General features: G+C 68.6%; 19 protein-coding genes. 9 read left to right on the top strand and 10 right to left on the bottom strand.

All coding sequences use genetic code 11. The features are described from left to right. The first annotated feature begins 52 nt into the window (after positions 1-52). Both NO978_RS04205 and NO978_RS04200 read left to right on the top strand, forming a co-directional pair. Complete coding sequence (locus NO978_RS04205) at positions 53-571, top strand: hypothetical protein (RefSeq protein ID WP_257298270.1); 519 nt, start codon at positions 53-55, stop codon at positions 569-571. Between the two features lie 45 nt (positions 572-616). Then, positions 617-1,090 carry a DUF5812 family protein gene (locus tag NO978_RS04200; protein WP_257298269.1) on the top strand — a complete coding sequence of 158 codons (474 nt, stop codon included), beginning with the start codon at positions 617-619 and terminating at the stop codon, positions 1,088-1,090. A gap of 20 nt (positions 1,091-1,110) precedes the next feature. On the opposite strand, the gene NO978_RS04195 is transcribed toward NO978_RS04200, so the two are convergent. Beyond that, positions 1,111-1,428 carry a hypothetical protein gene (locus NO978_RS04195; protein WP_257298268.1) on the bottom strand — a complete coding sequence of 106 codons (318 nt, stop codon included), beginning with the start codon at positions 1,426-1,428 and terminating at the stop codon, positions 1,111-1,113. Between the two features lie 171 nt (positions 1,429-1,599). Here NO978_RS04195 and secF point away from each other — a divergent pair, with 171 nt between their 5' ends. Continuing rightward, positions 1,600-2,505, top strand: a complete 906-nt coding sequence (secF, locus tag NO978_RS04190; protein ID WP_257298267.1) for a protein translocase subunit SecF — start codon at positions 1,600-1,602, stop codon at positions 2,503-2,505. Beyond that, the gene (locus NO978_RS04185) at positions 2,502-4,064 is read left to right on the top strand and encodes a preprotein translocase subunit SecD (RefSeq protein WP_257298266.1); all 1,563 of its coding nucleotides are present in this window, start codon (positions 2,502-2,504) and stop codon (positions 4,062-4,064) included. Before secF ends, NO978_RS04185 begins: the two co-directional genes overlap by 4 nt. A gap of 17 nt (positions 4,065-4,081) precedes the next feature. Here the strand turns inward: NO978_RS04185 and NO978_RS04180 are convergent, their stop codons facing one another. From NO978_RS04180 to NO978_RS04170, 3 genes are all read right to left on the bottom strand, one after another. Then, the gene (locus NO978_RS04180; RefSeq protein ID WP_257298265.1) at positions 4,082-4,507 is read right to left on the bottom strand and encodes a universal stress protein; all 426 of its coding nucleotides are present in this window, start codon (positions 4,505-4,507) and stop codon (positions 4,082-4,084) included. 36 nt (positions 4,508-4,543) lie between these two features. After that, positions 4,544-5,185, bottom strand: a complete 642-nt coding sequence (rnhB, locus tag NO978_RS04175) for a ribonuclease HII (protein WP_257298264.1) — start codon at positions 5,183-5,185, stop codon at positions 4,544-4,546. A gap of 386 nt (positions 5,186-5,571) precedes the next feature. Continuing rightward, positions 5,572-6,888, bottom strand: a complete 1,317-nt coding sequence (locus NO978_RS04170) for a tRNA pseudouridine(54/55) synthase Pus10 (RefSeq protein WP_257298263.1) — start codon at positions 6,886-6,888, stop codon at positions 5,572-5,574. Between the two features lie 192 nt (positions 6,889-7,080). Here NO978_RS04170 and NO978_RS04165 point away from each other — a divergent pair, with 192 nt between their 5' ends. The 4 genes from NO978_RS04165 (at position 7,081) to katG (ending at position 10,828) form a co-directional block, all read left to right on the top strand. Further along, positions 7,081-7,536 carry a 30S ribosomal protein S19e gene (locus NO978_RS04165; protein WP_257298262.1) on the top strand — a complete coding sequence of 152 codons (456 nt, stop codon included), beginning with the start codon at positions 7,081-7,083 and terminating at the stop codon, positions 7,534-7,536. Between the two features lie 51 nt (positions 7,537-7,587). Further along, entirely contained in the window at positions 7,588-7,935 is a 348-nt protein-coding gene (locus NO978_RS04160) for a DNA-binding protein (protein ID WP_257298261.1), read from the top strand. Further along, positions 7,935-8,525, top strand: a complete 591-nt coding sequence (locus NO978_RS04155) for an alpha hydrolase (RefSeq protein ID WP_257298260.1) — start codon at positions 7,935-7,937, stop codon at positions 8,523-8,525. The genes NO978_RS04160 and NO978_RS04155 overlap by 1 nt, the downstream gene beginning before the upstream one ends. A gap of 155 nt (positions 8,526-8,680) precedes the next feature. Continuing rightward, positions 8,681-10,828 (top strand): catalase/peroxidase HPI, encoded by a 2,148-nt coding sequence (gene katG, locus NO978_RS04150; protein ID WP_257298259.1) that lies wholly within the window; start codon positions 8,681-8,683, stop codon positions 10,826-10,828. Between the two features lie 63 nt (positions 10,829-10,891). On the opposite strand, the gene NO978_RS04145 is transcribed toward katG, so the two are convergent. The 3 genes from NO978_RS04145 to NO978_RS04135 form a co-directional block, all read right to left on the bottom strand. Beyond that, entirely contained in the window at positions 10,892-11,608 is a 717-nt protein-coding gene (locus tag NO978_RS04145; protein ID WP_257298643.1) for a DUF5821 family protein, read from the bottom strand. A gap of 80 nt (positions 11,609-11,688) precedes the next feature. After that, positions 11,689-12,720, bottom strand: a complete 1,032-nt coding sequence (locus NO978_RS04140) for a hypothetical protein (RefSeq protein ID WP_257298258.1) — start codon at positions 12,718-12,720, stop codon at positions 11,689-11,691. A 123-nt stretch (positions 12,721-12,843) separates the two neighbouring features. Then, positions 12,844-13,722, bottom strand: coding sequence for a PspA/IM30 family protein (locus NO978_RS04135; protein ID WP_257298257.1), 879 nt, complete (start codon positions 13,720-13,722; stop codon positions 12,844-12,846). Between the two features lie 54 nt (positions 13,723-13,776). Here NO978_RS04135 and NO978_RS04130 point away from each other — a divergent pair, with 54 nt between their 5' ends. Beyond that, positions 13,777-14,379, top strand: coding sequence for a CocE/NonD family hydrolase (locus tag NO978_RS04130; protein WP_257298256.1), 603 nt, complete (start codon positions 13,777-13,779; stop codon positions 14,377-14,379). Position 14,380: 1 nt separating this feature from the next. Here the strand turns inward: NO978_RS04130 and NO978_RS04125 are convergent, their stop codons facing one another. The 3 genes from NO978_RS04125 to NO978_RS04115 all read right to left on the bottom strand — a co-directional run bounded on the left by NO978_RS04125 (position 14,381) and on the right by NO978_RS04115 (position 17,295). Further along, complete coding sequence (locus NO978_RS04125) at positions 14,381-14,971, bottom strand: AAA family ATPase (RefSeq protein ID WP_257298255.1); 591 nt, start codon at positions 14,969-14,971, stop codon at positions 14,381-14,383. 95 nt (positions 14,972-15,066) lie between these two features. Beyond that, entirely contained in the window at positions 15,067-16,842 is a 1,776-nt protein-coding gene (locus NO978_RS04120; RefSeq protein WP_257298254.1) for a DUF4013 domain-containing protein, read from the bottom strand. Between the two features lie 57 nt (positions 16,843-16,899). Next, positions 16,900-17,295: a PIN domain-containing protein gene (locus NO978_RS04115; protein WP_257298253.1), complete on the bottom strand. Its 396-nt coding sequence runs from the start codon at positions 17,293-17,295 to the stop codon at positions 16,900-16,902. Positions 17,296-17,344 lie beyond the last annotated feature (49 nt).

Below are 17,344 nucleotides of genomic sequence, written 5' to 3'. Positions count from 1 at the left end.
CCGTTCGGTAGTTGTCGCGGGGCTTATCTCGCCAGAGGCCAAACGTCGGACAATGAGCGAGCAGTCGGCCGGCAGGTACAGCGTCATCAGGCGCTCGGTTGCGAAGGGCGTGCGGAGCGAATCGTACCTCCTGCGGGCCTACACCGTCATCGGGGTGCTCGCGTCGGTGTTCATCGCCCTGCTGCTGCTTCTTGCCATCCCGCAGTGGGTGAAGTGGACTCTCGGGCAGTCGGAGCTGAACACGTTCTCGCGGGCGATGCTCCCGTGGCTGGGGATGCTCATGGTCGCCCCCCTGCTAGCGCCGCCGTTCTACGCGGCGCGGCGGGCCGGGCGGGGCAGCAGCAGCCGCCGGACGGATTTCTGGCTGGCGCTCGCGGGGTTCGCGTTCCTCGCGTCGCTGTACGTCACGTTGCTGGTGTCGGCACCGGCGGAGTTCCGCGACCCGGCGCCGGACGTGCCGCTGCTGGGTTCGTTCGTGGAGTTCTGCTACGGGCTGGACCCGGTGTACGCGCTCGTGCCGCCGGTGCTCGGCGTGGTCGTCATCGTGGCAGTGGAGCGGCTGGCACGGTGAGCCCGTGACGAAATCCGGAAATGGCTCGACCGACTATCGCTGGGTATGACCGAGAAGACGGGGACGTTCCTCGTGACGGAGGCCGACGCGGAGTCGGCCGTCCTGCAGGACGTGGAGACGAGCCAGATTCACACGCTGTCCGAGCACGACGGCTACGAGCAGGGGGAGGTCGTCGGCGCGACTATCGCGGCGGAGCCACCGATGGAGGTCGTCTGGACGGTCGTCGAGGAGTCGTACCGCCGGACCGTCGAGCTGGTCGACAGCGACCTCTCGCCCACGCAGCAGGCGATGGAGATCGCCGAATCGCAGTCCGTCGGGGAGGTAGAGCGGGTCGAACGCGCCGGGACGGGCGAGATACACGTGCTATCGGTGCCGCCCGAGAAGGCAGACGACGCGGTCGACGACGTGCTCGAGGATCAGGAAACCGTCGCCCGCGCCGCCCGCGTGGGAGCGGTGCGAGTCGAGGTACGGAGCGACCCCGACGCGGGCGTGCTGAACGTGCGCTACCTGCCTGACTGACACGCACTACCGGACTCGCGCTACTCGTTGGCCGGGCCGGCGGCACTCTGGACCTCCCAGCCGCCGCCGATCTCGCAGGCCTCGCGGACGGTGTACTCGATCTCCGTGTCCGGGCCCATCGTGGCGCTCCCCTCGACCGCCTCGACGCGCAAGGGGACGTCGTAGGTGCTTCCACAGCAGCCGACGTCGACGAACTCCTCCCACACGTCGCCGACCGCGACCTCGTCGTGGGTCCGGCGCAGCCAGGCGTGGTAGTGGTCGGTGTCGACCTGTCGGCGGCTCCAGTCGGAGAGGTTCGCCGGGTACGAGAGGACGATCCGAGTAGCGTGGGTGCTCATACCTAAACACAGGTGCCAGCCGGGCAAAAGCGTGCCCCGGGTCGGCGCGGCGCGCGCCAATCCGACAGTCGTCGAACGACGGCGGTTACGGGCGGCGTAACGCGGTCTTTTCGACCGGCGGAGCGGCCAAGGATAAGAAGGCTTAGGTGGACTGATGCCAGAGCCGCCTGCATGAGCAAGTTCGAGGTACCGGAAATCGACTACACCCGGTACTCGAACCGCCAGCTTGCGGCGGTGCCCCTCGCCGTCCTCGCCGTCGCGCTGGTGGTTCTCGCCGGATGGTACGTCATGTTCGGAACACCGGTGTCGCTGGGGACCGACTTCACCGGCGGGACCGAACTCACGGTACAGACGGATACGCCGAGAGGCGAGATCGACCAGGCGTTCGAGGCGGAAGTGCTGTCGACACAGCGGGTCCGCGACCCGACCTCGAACAACCCGACCTACGTCGCCACGTTCGGGCCGGAGACGAACGGCTCCGCGCTCGGCCAGCAGGCCACCAACAATCTGGAGCCAGTGTGTTCGAACCCGGAAGAGTGTGACATAGTGCTCTCCAGACAGACCGTGTCACCGGCGTTCGCGGCCGGTGCCCAGAACACTGCGCTTCTCGGTCTCTTCGTCGCCTTCGCAGGCATGAGCCTGCTCGCGTTCGGGCTGTTCCGGACGTTCGTCCCCTCGGCGGCGATCGTCATCTCGGCGTTCTCCGACATCGTCATCCCGCTCGCGATCATGAACCTCGTCGGTATCGAGCTCTCGCTGGGGACTGTCGCAGCACTGCTGATGCTCGTCGGGTACTCCGTTGACTCCGACATCCTGCTGAACAACCACATCCTCCGGCGGTCTGGCGGGTTCTACGAGAGCACGAAGCGCGCGATGGACACCGGTGTGACGATGACGGTCACGTCGATGTCCGCGATGGCGGTGATGGCCGTGACCGCGACGCTGTTCGGCATCGACCTGATGGCGTCCATCGGGCTGGTGCTGGTGCTCGGACTGGCGACCGACCTGATGAACACGTACATGTTGAACTTGAGTCTCCTTCGCTGGTACAGGCTCGAAGAGGTGACATCGGAATGAACGTCCGCGAGAACTGGCGGGTGTTCCTGCTCGCCGCGATGCTCATCACGAGCGGCGTCGTCCTGTTCGTGCCGGGCGTCGTCGGCGGCTCCGACGGCGGCAACAACCAGATATCGAACCTCCAGTACGGCATCCAGCTCGACGGTGGGACGCGGCTGCGCGCCCCGGTCGTCGGGATGACCGCGGAGAACGTGGACTTCGCGGGCCAGGACCAGGGGCAGGCCAGACAGGCGATGGCCGACAACCTGAGCATCCCGACTGCTGACATCTACTTCCAGGTGGGTCGGGACACGGGCGTCGGCACCGTCGAGGTGTTCAACAAGTCCGTCGATCAGTCCGAGGTCGCGACCACGCTGAACCAGGTCGGCCTCCGGACCAGCGACGGTGGGCAGTTCAGCGAGAGTGACATCCGCGAGGGCGTAACCGCTGCTACCCGCCAGCAGATCGTCGATACGCTCGACCAGAAGCTGGCCGAGTCCGGCCTCACAGCGGGGTCGGCACGCGTCGCGACGACGCCGCAGGGACGGAACTACATCGTCGTCGAAGCGCCGAACCAGGGTGCCGAGGAGCTGGAGCGGCTGGTCGCCCAGCGCGGCTCGGTCGAGCTCGTCGCACGGTATCCGGGCGACAACGGGACGATGGAGGAGACGATGCTGGTCGCCCGCGAGGGAATCGATAGCATCGGGAGCCCGGAGCGGGGCGATACCAGCCCCTATCAGGTCCCGGTCGTGCTGAACCAGGAAGGTGCGGAACGGTTCACCCGCGTGCTGAACGAGAACGAGTTCACCACGACGGGCGCCGGATCGGCGGCCTGTGGCGGCGCGGAGAAGAACGACCGCGGCTACTGTCTGCTGACGGTCGTCGACGGCGAGGTCGCGTCCTCGCACTCGCTCGCCCCGAGCTTCGCCGACATCATCCGGGCGAACGATTTCTCCGACGACCCCCGCTTCGTGATGGGTGCACAGAGCCGTAGTGAGGCCGAGACCATCGCGGTCAGCCTCCGCGCCGGTTCGCTGCGCGCCCCGCTCGACACCGACGGTCGCCAGGTGTACACGCTCGAGCCCGCGCTCGCCGACCGCTTCAAGACGAACTCGCTCATCACGGGTATCATCGCGGTGCTCGCGGTCAGCGGTGTCGTCTACCTGCGCTACGGCGAGTCCCGGGTCGCGGTGCCCATGGTGCTGACGGCGCTGGCGGAGGTCGTCCTCCTGCTCGCGTTCGTCGCCGCGGTCAGACTGCCGCTCGACCTCTCGCACATCGCCGGGCTCATCGCCGTCATCGGGACGGGGGTGGACGACCTCATCATCATCGCCGACGAGGTACTTGCGGAGGGTGACGTGAGCTCCGCGCGGGTGTTCCAGTCGCGCTTCCGCAAGGCGTTCTGGGTCATCGGCGCGGCGGCGGCGACGACCATCATCGCGATGTCGCCGCTGGCGGTGCTGAGTCTCGGCGACCTGCGCGGGTTCGCCATCGTCACCATCCTCGGCGTGCTCATCGGGGTGCTCGTCACCCGGCCCGCCTACGGTGACATCCTGCGCACGCTCTCGATCGACGAGTAGTCCCCTGTTTCGTTCTTTTAGTCGTCGTCGCTGACCGCCAGCACCGGCATCGACGACTGGCGGACGACCCGTTCGGTTGTGCTGCCGAGCAGCAGGTCCGTGACTCCCGACCGTCCGCGGGTGGCCATGACGATACAGTCGACGCCGCGGTCCTCGGCGTAGTCGAGGATAGTCGTGGAGGGGTCGCCCTGGATGACTTCGGTGGTCGTCTCGACGCTGTGGTCCCTTGCGCGGTCTTCGACGTCGGCGACGACACGGTCTCCTTCCGACTCGAGCGCGTCGACGACCTCGCCGCTGACGGTCGTGACGCTATCGCGGTTCGTGTCGGCGACGTACAGTACGTGCAGCGTCGCGCCGTAGGTCGAGGCGAGGTCGACGGCGTACTCGAACGCAGCCATGCTCGGTTCGCTGCCGTCGGTCGGGAAGAGGATATCGTCGTACATGCGTGGCGGTTCGCCCGCCAGCGTCAAAGGGATTGCTCAGAACTCGCCGAGGCCACACTGCTCGGCGGCGGCCAGCGCGTCCGCGCAGGTCGACCACGACTCGCGGGCAAAGGGCGGTAGCTCGCCGGTCCGCTCGACGTAGTCGGCGAGGAACTCGCGGGTGGTGCCGTCGCTCGGGTAGCCCGACCCCACGGGGCCGTACTCGTCGGCGAGCGCGGCCATCTGGGCGTCGCGGGCGACCTTCGCGACGATGCTCGCGGCCGCGACGACGGCGTCGGATTCGTCCGCGCGATGCGCCGGGACGACCCTCACGTCGCCATCGGCCGCGTCCCCGACCCGCCGGCCGAACCGCGCGGCGTCCGTGTCGCCCGCGTCGACGACGCCTCGCGCCCCGTCGACCCCGGCGTCGTCCAGGGCCTCGGCCTGCGCCGCGACCGTCAGCGAGTTCATGTCCGTCTCGGGTTCGTCGATTCTCGCAGGGGGTATCTCCGCGACCCCGACTTGGACGCGGTCGTCGTCGTAGATCGTGCTCGCGAGGGTCTCGCGGCGCTCCGGGCTGAGTCGCTTCGAGTCGTCCACGCCGTCGGGGAGGACGCTCGCTCGCGGGACGACCACCGCGGCCGCCCACATCGAGCCGAACACCGGTCCCTTGCCGGCCTCGTCGACACCGAATCGCATCTGCACCTCGTTTCATCCCGCGGTGTCTTGGTCGTTTTCGTTGCTGACCGTCGCTGTCGGTTGTTGCGTGGGGCCATCTTTCGGTGAAGTACCAGGGAAGATGGTTCGGCAGCCACGAGCGCAACGGGAACCCCGAACAGCGAGAAAGCCCACCCGGTTGGTCAGAAAGCAGTCGCTCGCCGTCAGTTCGCGTCCCGAAAGAAGGGAAGGTGTACTCAGTCGTCGGCGGCGGTGGGCATCTCCGCGAACTCGCCGTCCTCGGACTCGTCGGTGCTGTCGTCCTCGATATCCTCGATTGCGGTGTGTTCTATCTCGATATCATGGTGGCACATTGGGTAACCCCTCGAACCATGACAACGTGACACACGACAAAAACAGTTCCCCCGCTACCGCAGGTAGTCGGGGTCGTCGAACGGCTCGTCCTCGCCCTCGACCGCGAGCACGTCGAGTGCGCTGACGGTCGCGTCGACGCCGAGCAGGCCGGCGAGGGAGGGCTCGGTCCGGCCCTCGTCGCCGCTGATGAGTTCCTTGATGTAGAGGCCGCCCTCGCCGTGGACGTCGACGGTGGCGTGGCGGTCGTCGGTCTGCTCGGCCGAGATCTCGTAGACGGTGCGCTCGCGGTCGAGTTTCGCCCGCCGGTGGTCCACCCGATGCGGGGTGTGCTGCCGGACGGTCGTCCCCGAGAGCGTGGCGACGGCGTCGGCGAGCGCGTCGGCATCGACGGCGTCGTCGAACTCGACCTTGGCGCGGTAGGTCTTCGAGGCGTCGAGCTCTTTCACGCGTTCGACCATCTCGTGGGTGGCGAGGCGGAGGCCCTCCACTTCGACCGCGCCGGCGGCCTCCTCGTTGATGCGCCGCTGGAGCGCCTCGGCGTCGGGGTCCCGGCTTCGGGGCCGTTTCACCTCGGCGACGAAGGGCCGGCCGGTGCCCAGCATGAGCGCGTCGACGTCCTCGCGGCCCGCACCGTGGAACAGCGCCTCGTCGCCGTCCATGGCTTCGAGGACGTGCGGCGTGACGTGCTCCTCGACGCTCATGTCGTAGAGGTAGCCGGAGCCGCCGCAGTGGTCGCAGGGCTCCTCGCCGTCGTCGCCGAGCTGGACGCCGGAGCCGCCGCACTCGCGGCAAGGCCACTCCGTCTGGGGAATGTCGCGTTCTAGCTTGCGGTAGCGACCGTAGACGAACGCCGGGTTGACCTGCACCTCGACCGCGTGGCTGGAGGGGTCCTCGGCGGCCGCATCGAGGTTCACCAGCGCGAGCACGTCGGGGCGCGTGAAGTCGACCTCGGTGTCGGTCAGCCGGCCGACGCGCTTGCCGACCTCGCGGTTGAACTCGCTCTTGAACAGCTCGCCCGAATCCGGCTCCATCCCGGCGTCCTCCCGAAGCAGGCGGTCGTTCTCCTCGACCAGCGGCGGGGTGCGGGTGCCCACCTGGTACGTCTCGAACTCGATATCCGCGAGCCCGTCGGCGACGAGTTCGGCGTACTCGTCGAAGCGGCCACAGAGCCCCTCACAGACCCAGCACTCGTCGGGCTCGACGGTCTCGTAGGGGTCGTCCTCGGCCAGCGCGTGCGTGACACGCAGCCCCTTACCCCGCTCGGCGTTCGTCAGCCCGAAGCTGCGGTCCGCGAACGGCCGCCCGAGACAGGCGTCACAGACCGGTCCGGTCGCCAGGATGGCTCGGACCGCGTCGTCGAAGTCGTCCATGCTCCACGAAAGCGGCGCGGTGCGTTAGTGCCTTGCTATCTCTCGCGTTCCGGAACTCGCCGGCGGTGGCGCGACGGCCGCGCTCGGCACCGCCCAGCGTGGTTGAGAGCCCTCGACGACGCCCGTCTCCGGCTGCGACGCCCCGGCAGGAAGACGATGCCCTTTTAACCTGCGCGAGGGAACCAAGGTGCAATGACGACGATGTACGACGTTCCGGCCGACGACCTCATCGAGGCCGTCGCCGCCGAACTCGAGGATCGACTCGACGAGCCCGAGTGGCTCGAATTCAGCAAGACAGGCGTCAACCGCGAGCTCCCGCCGGAGCAGGAGAACTTCTGGGCCATCCGCTCGGCCTCCCTCCTCCGCAAGGTCGCCGACACCGGCCCCGTCGGCGTCGACCGTCTCTCCACCGAGTACGGTGGCTCCAAGAACGGCTCGACCCGCTACCGCGTCGCCACGTCCCACCGCACCAACGGCTCGAAGAAAATCATCCGCGTCGCCCTCCAGCAGCTCGAGGAGGAGGACCTCGTCGAGACCGCCGACGGCGAGGGTCGCCGTATCACCGCCGAGGGGCGCAGCTTCCTCGACAACATCGCCGCCGACGTGATGGAAGAGCTCGACCGGCCGGAGCTCGAGCGCTACGCGTAACGACTGCGAACAGTCGAAACGATTTTCCTCCGCAATCGACAAACGGGTAGTATGAGTGGCAGTCCCGACGACGACGAACTCGAGAAGCTTCGAGAGAAGAAGATGGAGCAGATGCGCGAACAGCAGGGCGGCGCCGACACCGAGGCTCAGGACGCCAGGCGGGAGCAAGCCGAAGCACAGAAGCAGGCCCTCCTCCGGCAGTACCTCACCGACGGGGCCCGCAAGCGACTCAACTCCGTGCGGATGTCCAAACCCGACTTCGCCGAGCAGGTCGAGCAGCAGGTCGTCGCCCTCGCACGGTCGGGCCGCATTCAGGGCCAGATCGACGAGGAGAAGATGAAGGACCTGCTCCGCGAACTCAAGCCGGACTCCCAGAGCTTCGATATCCGTCGGCGCTGATGCAACTGGGGCTGCTCTACAGCGGTGGCAAGGACTCCACGCTAGCCGCGCTGCTCTGTGACGAGTTCTACGACGTCACCCTCGTGACCGGCCACTTCGGCGTGACGGACGACTGGAAACACGCCCGCGACGCGGCCGAGGCGGTGGGCTTTCCCTTCGAGCGGCTCGCACTCGACCGCGCGGCCGCCGAGGACGCCGTCGCCCGGATGCGCGCCGACGGCTTCCCCCGCAACGGTATCCAGCAGGTCCACGAGCACGCCCTCGAGCGCCTCGCAGCCCAGGAGTTCGACGCCATCGCCGACGGCACTCGCCGTGACGACCGCGTGCCGACAATCTCCCGTGCACAGGCCCAGAGTCTCGAGGACCGCCACGACGTGGACTACGTCGCACCACTCTCGGGCTTCGGCCGCAACGCCGTCGACAGGGTCGTCGAGTCCAAGCTCGCCGTGACAGTGGGCCCGAGCGAGGAGATTCGCCGCGCCGACTACGAGGCCGAACTGCGGCCGTTGCTCGCCGACATCGCCGGTCCGGACGCCGTTGGCGAGGTGTTCCCCGACCACGACCAGACGTACGTCACCGGAACGGACTGAATCGGGTCGTGGTACGGCGGCGGCCGCCGGCCGGTGCGAACGCAGTCCGTGCCGTGGTGTCGGGCTTCAGTATTCCTGTAGATAATTTTGCGACTGCAAAGAGTTCGTTTCCGAATTAGGTACCCTTAACAGGGAATAGCAACAATTTCTCGATGATGAGTAAGACAAACCAGGACTGGTGGCCGACCCTGCTCAACGTGGACATCCTCGACCAGAACGCCCGTGACGTCGGGCCGACGGACGAGGAGTTCGACTACGCGGAGGCGTTCGAATCGCTCGACTTCGACGAGGTGAAAGCCGACATCGAAGCCGTCCTGACGGACTCGAAGGACTGGTGGCCCGCCGACTACGGACACTACGGGCCGCTGATGATCCGGATGGCCTGGCACAGCGCCGGCACGTACCGAACCGTCGACGGCCGCGGCGGCGCGGGCGGCGGCCGACAGCGGTTCCCACCGCTCGACAGCTGGCCGGACAACGCCAACCTCGACAAGGCACGACGGCTGCTCTGGCCGGTCAAGCAGAAGTACGGCCGGAAGCTCTCGTGGGGCGACCTGCTCGTGCTGACGGGCAACGTCGCTCTGGAGTCGATGGGCTTCGAGACGTTCGGCTTCGGCGGCGGCCGCGAGGACGCCTGGAAGTCCGACGACGCCATCGACTGGGGTCCCGAGGACGAGATGGAGACCTGGGACCGCTTCGACGGGGACGACTTCCTGCAGGAGCCACTCGGTGCCTCGGTCATGGGTCTCATCTACGTCAACCCCGAGGGCCCCGAGGGCGAGCCTGACCCCGAGTGGTCCGCCGACCGTATCCGCCAGACGTTCAGCCGGATGGCGATGAACGACGAGGAGACCGCCGCCCTCATCGCCGGTGGTCACACCTTCGGGAAGGTCCACGGCGCCGACGACCCGGAGGACGAGCACGGCTCCCCGCCCGCCGACGCGCCCATCGAGCAGCAGGGCCTCGGCTGGCAGGTCGAGGGTGCCGACGGCCCCGTCAAGGGGAGCGAGATGATCACCAGCGGCATCGAGGGCCCCTGGACGCAGAACCCGATCTCCTGGGACATGGGCTACCTCGACAACCTGCTGAACCACGAGTGGGAGCCACACAAGGGCCCCGGCGGTGCCTGGCAGTGGAAGCCGGTCGACGAGGAGCTCGAGGACAGCGTGCCGGCCGCCCACGACTCGTCCGAGACGGACACGCCGATGATGCTGACGACGGACGTCGCCCTCAAGCGGGACCCGGACTACCTGGAGATCGTCGAGCGGTTCCACGAGAACCCCCAGGAGTTCCAGGAGGCCTTCGCGAAGGCCTGGTACAAGCTCATCCACCGCGACATGGGCCCGCCGCAGCGACTGCTCGGCCCGGAGGTCCCGGACGAGGAGATGCTCTGGCAGGACCCGCTCCCCGAGGCCGACTACGAGCCGGTCGGTGAGGAAGAGATCGCCCAGCTCAAGACGGAGATCCTCGACTCCGACCTCTCCGTCTCGCAGCTGGTCAAGACGGCGTGGGCGTCGGCGTCGACGTACCGCGACAGCGACAAGCGCGGCGGCGCGAACGGCGCGCGCATCCGCCTCGAACCCCAGGCGAGCTGGGAGGTCAACGAGCCGGCGGAGCTGGAGTCCGTGCTCGGGACCCTCGAGGAGATCCAGGCCGAGTTCAACGACTCGCGTTCGGACGCCACGCGTGTCTCGCTGGCCGACCTCATCGTGCTCGGCGGCAACGCGGCAGTCGAGCAGGCCGCGGCCGACGCCGGCTACGACGTTGAGATCCCGTTCGAGCCCGGCCGGACGGACGCCCGGCCCGAGCAGACCGACGTCGAGTCGTTCCAGGCGCTCAAGCCGAAGGCCGACGGGTTCCGCAACTACTACGGCGACGAGGCCGAGCGCGACCCGGAGGACATCCTCGTGGACCGCTCGGACCTGCTGAACCTGACGGCGCCCGAGATGACGGTGCTCGTCGGCGGCATGCGCACGCTCGGCGCGAACTACCAGGACACCGACCACGGCGTGTTCACCGACCAGCCGGAGACGCTGACCAACGAGTTCTTCGCCACCCTGCTGGGCGAGGACGTCGAGTGGGAGCCCGTCTCCGACGAACGGCTGGAGTTCGAGGGCTACGACCGCGAGACCGGCGAGCTCGAGTGGACCGCGAGCCGCGTCGACCTCGTCTTCGGCTCGAACGCCCGACTCCGCGCGATCTCCGAGTTCTACGGTGCCGAAGACGGCGAGGAGCAGTTCGTCGAAGACTTCGCCGACGCGTGGAGCAAGGTCATGCAGCTCGACCGCTTCGACCTCGAGTGACCGGTCGGTAGTTCTCTGAACCGGTTTCTTCTTCTTCTCGACCGAGGACAGTCGCGGGTGCGCTCAGCTCAGCAGCGTCGTCGTCATCGACGCCACGTCGGGAGCAGGTGCGTCGACGAACTCGGGCCGGGCGAGCTCGAAGCAGTCGGCCTTCAGCACGCCGGCGGCGGCGAGCTCGTCGCGGCGGTTCGCGACCGTCGCGGGGCTGGCGATGCCGTTGGTCGCCGCCCAGTACTCGACGGTGGCGACGTCCATCTCGGCGCGGGCGGCGGCGACGAGCGCGACCGTGACCACGTCGGGACCGGGGCCGTCGTCGCGGGCGGTCGTCATCGCGACGTAGAGGGATTCGAACTCCGCGGCGGTCGGCTCGCCGAGGCTCTCCACGAGGGAGTCGGTCAGGTCGTCCAGCGTCTCCGGGTCGTCGACGGCGGTGCGTCCGGGGACCGGCAGCCCGAGGCGGACGTAGGCGGCGCGGCCGATGAGCACCGCTGCGACGCCGTAGGTGGCGGCGAAGAGGGCCTTCAGAGAGGGGGCGAGCGCCGTCTCGACGACGAGGTAGCCGGTCAGCACCGCGGCCAGCACGAGCGCGAGGAGTTCGAGCGCGACGATGGCGAGGTTGGCGACGGTGTCACGGTCGACAGGCTCTCCGGGGGTCCGGAACCGGGCGTCGACGACCAGCTGGTCGTGGGCGGCCGTCGCGGTGAGGCGGCCGCGCCAGAGCTGGACGAGGCCGACGCCGAGCAGGCCACACAGTCCCGCGGCGATGACCGGAACCCACATCACGGCTATCCGGTCGCGCTACTGCGACTATACGCTTGTGGCCGGAGCCACCGGTGATGCCCGGCCGTCCCGTCGCCGGGTCAGTCGTCGTCGTAGTCGAACGAGCGGTCGGTGTCGCGGAGGATGAACGGGCCGATGGAGAGGGTGCGCTTTGCGACGGTCGCGACGCGCAGCACGTACGCGAGCAGGACGGCGAAGGGCGCGACCGAGATGGTGCTGGCGAGAGCGTAGACGAGCAAGACGTGGGTGACGCCGAAGGTCGACCCGGCTAACGCGGGCGAGGCGGGGTCGAAGAAGGAGAGCATCGCTATCGCGACGAGCAGGGCGGGCACCGCGACGTAGCTGATGGCCCGCGAGAGGTCGACGAGCTCCCACTGGAAGTACAGCGTCTTGATGTGCTCCCGGGCGGGGCCGAACAGCGAGAGGAGGTCGACAAGCTCGTCGAGTGTCTCCCCCGCGTCGGCCGGGAGCTCGTCACCGTGTTCCGCGCGGAGGCGCTTCGCCGCGTAGAGCTTCCAGGAGTAGTTGAAGTCGAGCGCGGCAGCGACGACGTCGAAGTCACCGAACTCGGTGCCCGACAGTTCGTCGCTCACGGCGGCGGCGTTCCTCTGCACCGCGTCCGTCAGTGACTCGATGTGGCCCACTGCGTCGCCCTCCGCCGCTGCGCTCTCGGCGAGGTCGGCTGCACGCTCGTCGGCGGCGTCGAGCATCGCCTTCAGGAACGTGGCGGGGTCCGCCGGCGCGACGGGGACGCCGACCACGTCGGCGACGTCCTCCCGGAACGTCGTCGCGCCTGCCATGCGCTCGCGCTGGTCGCCCGCCGCCCCGAGCTCCTGTGAGAGCACGAGCTGGTTGAGCGTCAGTACGAGCGTGACGCCGGTGACGATGGCGGTGACGTGCGCCTGGAACAGCGTCTCGACGGGGTCACTCGCCGTGAGGCGTGCCACCCCGTCGACGGCGAGGCCGGCGGCGAGCGTGCCCAGGAACACGAACGCAAGGATGCCCGCAGCGACGAGCCACCGGTTCGCATCGAGCAGCAGTCGCAGCTTCCAGCTCGACTCCTGGGCGCGGCTGCGCATGGTGTCGTCGCTCACGTCGTCGGCTTCGTCCATACCGCGTGCGACGGTGAAGACGCTGAAAAACGTGTGGCCGAACCCCGTAGGCTGCTCTCCCCCGGGCTCGCGGGGCTGGGGGTCCGGGAACGCGGCGGCAGAATGGGAACTGTCGACGGGCGGTTACGCGTCCGAGTTCTTCCCCTCTTCCTCCTCCAGCCCCTCGAGGTCGGCCTCGATGGCCTCGTCGCCGGAGCCGCCGGACTCGGCGGCGTCCATCTCGGCCTCGAGCTCCTCCAGGTCCGCAGAGACCTCCTCGTCACTGCTCGGCTCGTCGGCGGACCCGGCGTCGGCGGAGCCGCCGCCCTTGCCCATGTCGGACTTGAGGGTGTCGAGTTCGGCTTCGACGCCGCTGGACGTGCCGAGCTCCTCGAGCTCGCGGTCGATGGAGTCCTTGTCCGAGAGTGCGTCGTCGAACGCGCCCTCGTCGTAGAGCTCGTCCATGGCGGCCGCGCGGGCCTCCATGTCCTGCGTGCGTTCCTCGGCGCGCTCGATGGCCATCCCGACGTCGTCCATCTCGTCGCCGACGCCGGTCATGGCCTCGGAGACGCGGTTGCTCGCCTCGGCGGCCTCGTAGCGGGCCTTCATCGACTCCTTTTTCGTGCGGAACTCCTCGATGCGCTGCTGGAGGGCCTCCTTCTTGTCGACTAGCTGGTCCTGCGTGTCCTGGAGGCCCTCGACCTGGGCGTCGAGCTCCTCCATCTGGCGCATCTTCGTCTTCTTCTTCTCGAGCGCACGGCGCGCGAGGTCCTCGCGGTCCTGCCGGACGGCCTCGCGGGCCTGCCGGTTGTGCTTCTCGACGTCCTCCTCGAGCCGGCGCTTCTGCATCTCCAGCCGCTTCTTCTGTGTCGTCAGGTCGGCGATGCCGCGCTTGACCTGCTGGAGCTGGTCGCGCATCTGCTCGTAGGAGTAATCGAGCGTCTCCGTCGGGTCCTCGGCCCGGTTCAACAACGAGTTGATCTTCGATTTGAGGACGTACGACGTCCGCGATAGTATTCCCATATTGCGTTATTTCACTCCGTGAACTTAAAAACGTCACTCTCCGAAGGTGTACGTGTGACAGCCGATACAGTTCTCGTACCGGGAGCCAGGGACGTTCGCGCGAGTCTCGACGAATCGCAAGGCGATGTCGACGCCTGCGTCGTCGCGTGCCCGCCACACCCACAGCATCGCGGCCACCGCGGCGACAAGCGCCTCGTCGCCGTCGCCGATGCGCTGACAGCCGGCGGCGTCGACTGCCTGCGCATCGACTACGGCGACTGGGACGATGGCTACGGCGAGCGCGAGGACGTGCGCAACGCGGTACGCTGGGCGGCCGAGCGATACGACCGCGTCGGCCTCTTCGGCTTCAGTTTCGGCGGCTGTCTCTCCATCCTCGCCGCCGCGAGCGTCGACGTGCCCGTCACCGCAGTCGGCGCGCTCGCACCCGCCGACCGACTCGCAGACGACCTCGACGCGGTCGCGGCACTGGACGACCTCGACGCTCCTCTCCAGATCTGCTACGGCGAGCGCGACGACGTCGTCGACTGGGAGCGAATCGTCGAGCGCGCGGAGGAACTGGGTTTCGAGACGGTCCGTTTCGGCGCCGACCACTTCTTCGTCGGTCAGCACGAGAAGGTCGCCGACGCGGTGTCCGAGTTCCTGCTGCGAACCGTCTGAGTCACTCCCCCGCCGGGACGCTCGTCGGGTCCGCGGTCGGGAACAGCTCGTCGACACGTGTGAGGGTCGCGTCGAGGTCGGCCGAGTTGTCGACCACGACGTGCTCGCACTCGATGGGGTCGAACAGCTCGCGGAACCGCGAGTGCAGGTCCGGGTCGGCGTCGCTCTCGTCGTCGGTGCGCTCGCGGATGCGCCGGCGGGCGACGGCCTCGTCGCACTCGACCTTCACGAGCTGGAAGTCGACACCGAGGTCCGCCGCGAGGTCGACGACGTCCTCGCGGAAGCGCGCCTCCTTGAACGTCCCGTCGAGCACCGCCGTCTCGTCGTTCTCCACGACCTCGCGGCCACGGCCGAGCAGTTCGGCGTACACCGCGAGCTTCTCGGCCTCGGTGTAGTCGGGGTCGGGAAAGAGCTCCTTGCGCACCACGTCGGTCCGGACGAGCCGGCCGTCGACGCGGTCGGCCACCGCCTCGGCGATGGTCGTCTTGCCTGCACCGGGCAGGCCACAGACCACTAGCAACATCGGCCACCGTCTCGTCGTGTGGCCGCGGTGGTCGTCCGCGAGCGTGCGTCGGTTCGTCGGTCGGCCCATCCGTGTCCGGCGGTCGCCCCGTGCCCGGCCGTCATTGGGAGACAGACGACCCCGAGCGCACATGAAACTGTGGAATCCGTCACGGGATGGCCCGTTCAGGTAGCGTAGATACTGGCGTAGGCGTCCGCGAACTGCTTCGAGAACACCGTGCCGAGGTACTTGATCTTCACCGGCGTGACGACGACGGTGATGAGCTGGACGACCGGGATGAGCGCGATGGCCACCGAGATGGCGAAGGCGATTGCGCCGACGATAGTCACCTTCACCCAGGCGACGAACCACGTTCCACTGACGAGCACGCGTGCCAGCTTCGGGGAGAACCCGGACAGCATCGACCCGGTCTCGGCGAAGCGCGCCATCCCCGCCGAGCCCGCGTAGCCGAACAGCGCGGTCAGCGCGAACCAGATGACGAGCCCAGTAAGCAGGCTCCCGATCCCCTCCTGAAAGTTCCCGTTCAGAATTGCGGTGATGCTGCCCAGCACGAACACGACGAACGCGATGATGGGGATGATGCCGTAGACGGAGGCGATGATAGAGCCCTTGATGCCGTCGACCAGGAGGTCACCGGGGTCCGAGAACGACGGGGGCTCGGGGTCGCCGGTGAGCCGTTGCCGCATCACCCGGACGTAGTATCCCGTCAACAGCCAGCCGGGGACGATGAGGAACGTCAGGTACTCGAGCACGGTCCCGAGAGTGATGGTCTTCCACCATCCCTCCTCGTTCATCGGATACTTCATGTCGGTGCCGATGCTGTCCGGGCCTCGCGTGTCCGGATGGTGGTCCCCCGGACCCTCCACACCGTCGGCCGGGGGACGGACGTTCGACCCACCGCCGCGGTCCGGCCGTGGTGGGTCGCCGTCACGCTGTCGCGCGCCCGTCTCGGCCCCGTGTTCGCGCGGTGGCCCCCGGTCCTCGGTCACGGGCTCCGTTCGCGTCGTCGTACCGCCGCCGCTGGTCTCCTCGGCGGGGGGTGTTCCGCGGCGCCCCCGGCGGTCGGTCTCCGGGTGGCCGCTACCGGCCGACGCTGGCGGCCTGTCGGTGCGCTGGTCACGCGGTTCGCCGCGGCGAGACGGCTCGTCGCGCCTGTCCTGCTCTCCTCGGCTCGGAGCCGGTTCCGGGTCGTGGCGGCCCTCGCCGCGCCGTCTCCCTCCCTGCCGCCGTCGCTCGTCGTCGCGGCGGTCGTCGTCGCGCCGCTCGTTGGGTTGACGCCCTCGGTCGTCGCCACGACGGTCGTCGGTGCGTCGCCCCCGGTCGTCCTCGCGGCGGCCCCGGTCCGTCGTTCCACCACGGTCGGACCGCGCGTCGGTCCCGCGACCGCGAGTGTCCGCACGCTTCGACCGTTCGTTCCCTGGGCTGTCCCGCCCGCCCGCGGGTCGACTGTCCGACCGCCGCTCCGACTGGTCCGGCCCGTCGTCGGTCCCGCGCCGCCGTGACGACCCGTCCCGACCTGACTGCCGCCGGTCCGTGGTGGCCGACGACCGACCGTCGCCGCGTTCTCGCCGGCTGCGCTTCGAGTCCGGCGACGTCTTCCCGGTCTGGTCGACCCCACAGCGTGGACAGATGTCGGTCGACGGGTCGAGGCTCACGCCGCAGTTACGGCAGTCCCGCTGGCCCCCGCCGGCATCCTGCGAGCGCCCGTCGTCCGCTTGCCGACGGGTCGACCGTGTCGTCCTCTCCCGCTCGTCGCCGTCACTCTCGCGGCCGGTGGCCCCCGACCGTCTGTCGGCCGTCCGTCCGCGGCCGCCGTCCGCCTGCTCGACCCCACAGCGAGGACAGACGTCCGTGGATGGGTCGAGACTCGCACCGCAGTTCGTACATTCGTGACGCCCCCCGTCCGTCCGCCGCCCCCCGTTGTTCTCGCTCGGTGACATTCGCAACTGATTGTCCCTGCGCGAAGCGGTCACTTGGGCGTACCGGCCGTTCGGTTCTCAGGCTTCGGGCGCGACCGCACCCTGGGACTGCTTCCGCTCGTCGAACGTCGCCAGGTCCGCGCCGAGATTCGCCGCCATCGCGAGCAGCGTCCAGTCGTTGTTCGTCAGCTCCGCGCCACGGTCCGTGCTGCCGCGCATCGTCTCCGCCAGTCCGAAGTCGTCCATGTCCGCTTCGTACACGTCCACGGCGTCCACGATGTCCTCGCAGGCGTCCCGCACAGTCTCCGCGTCCATCCCAGCCTCGTCCACGAGGATAGCCTGCAGCTCCAGCATCGTCAGCGTCGACGTGGCGAGGTCGTCGGCGTCGTTGAGGAACGCGCGTGCTGTGTCTCCGTGCTCGCCGTCGGCAACGAGCGCGGCGAGGAACACGTCCGTATCGACGACGGTCGTCATTTGCGCTCCTCCCTGACCGCCTCGACCGGGTCGATGTCCGCGTCGGCGA

Source organism: Haloarchaeobius sp. FL176, from assembly GCF_024609245.1.
Classification (GTDB): Archaea; Halobacteriota; Halobacteria; order Halobacteriales; family Natrialbaceae; genus Haloarchaeobius.
Note: the sequence above shows the minus strand (reverse complement) of the source record. Positions and strands in the feature narration are given on the sequence as shown.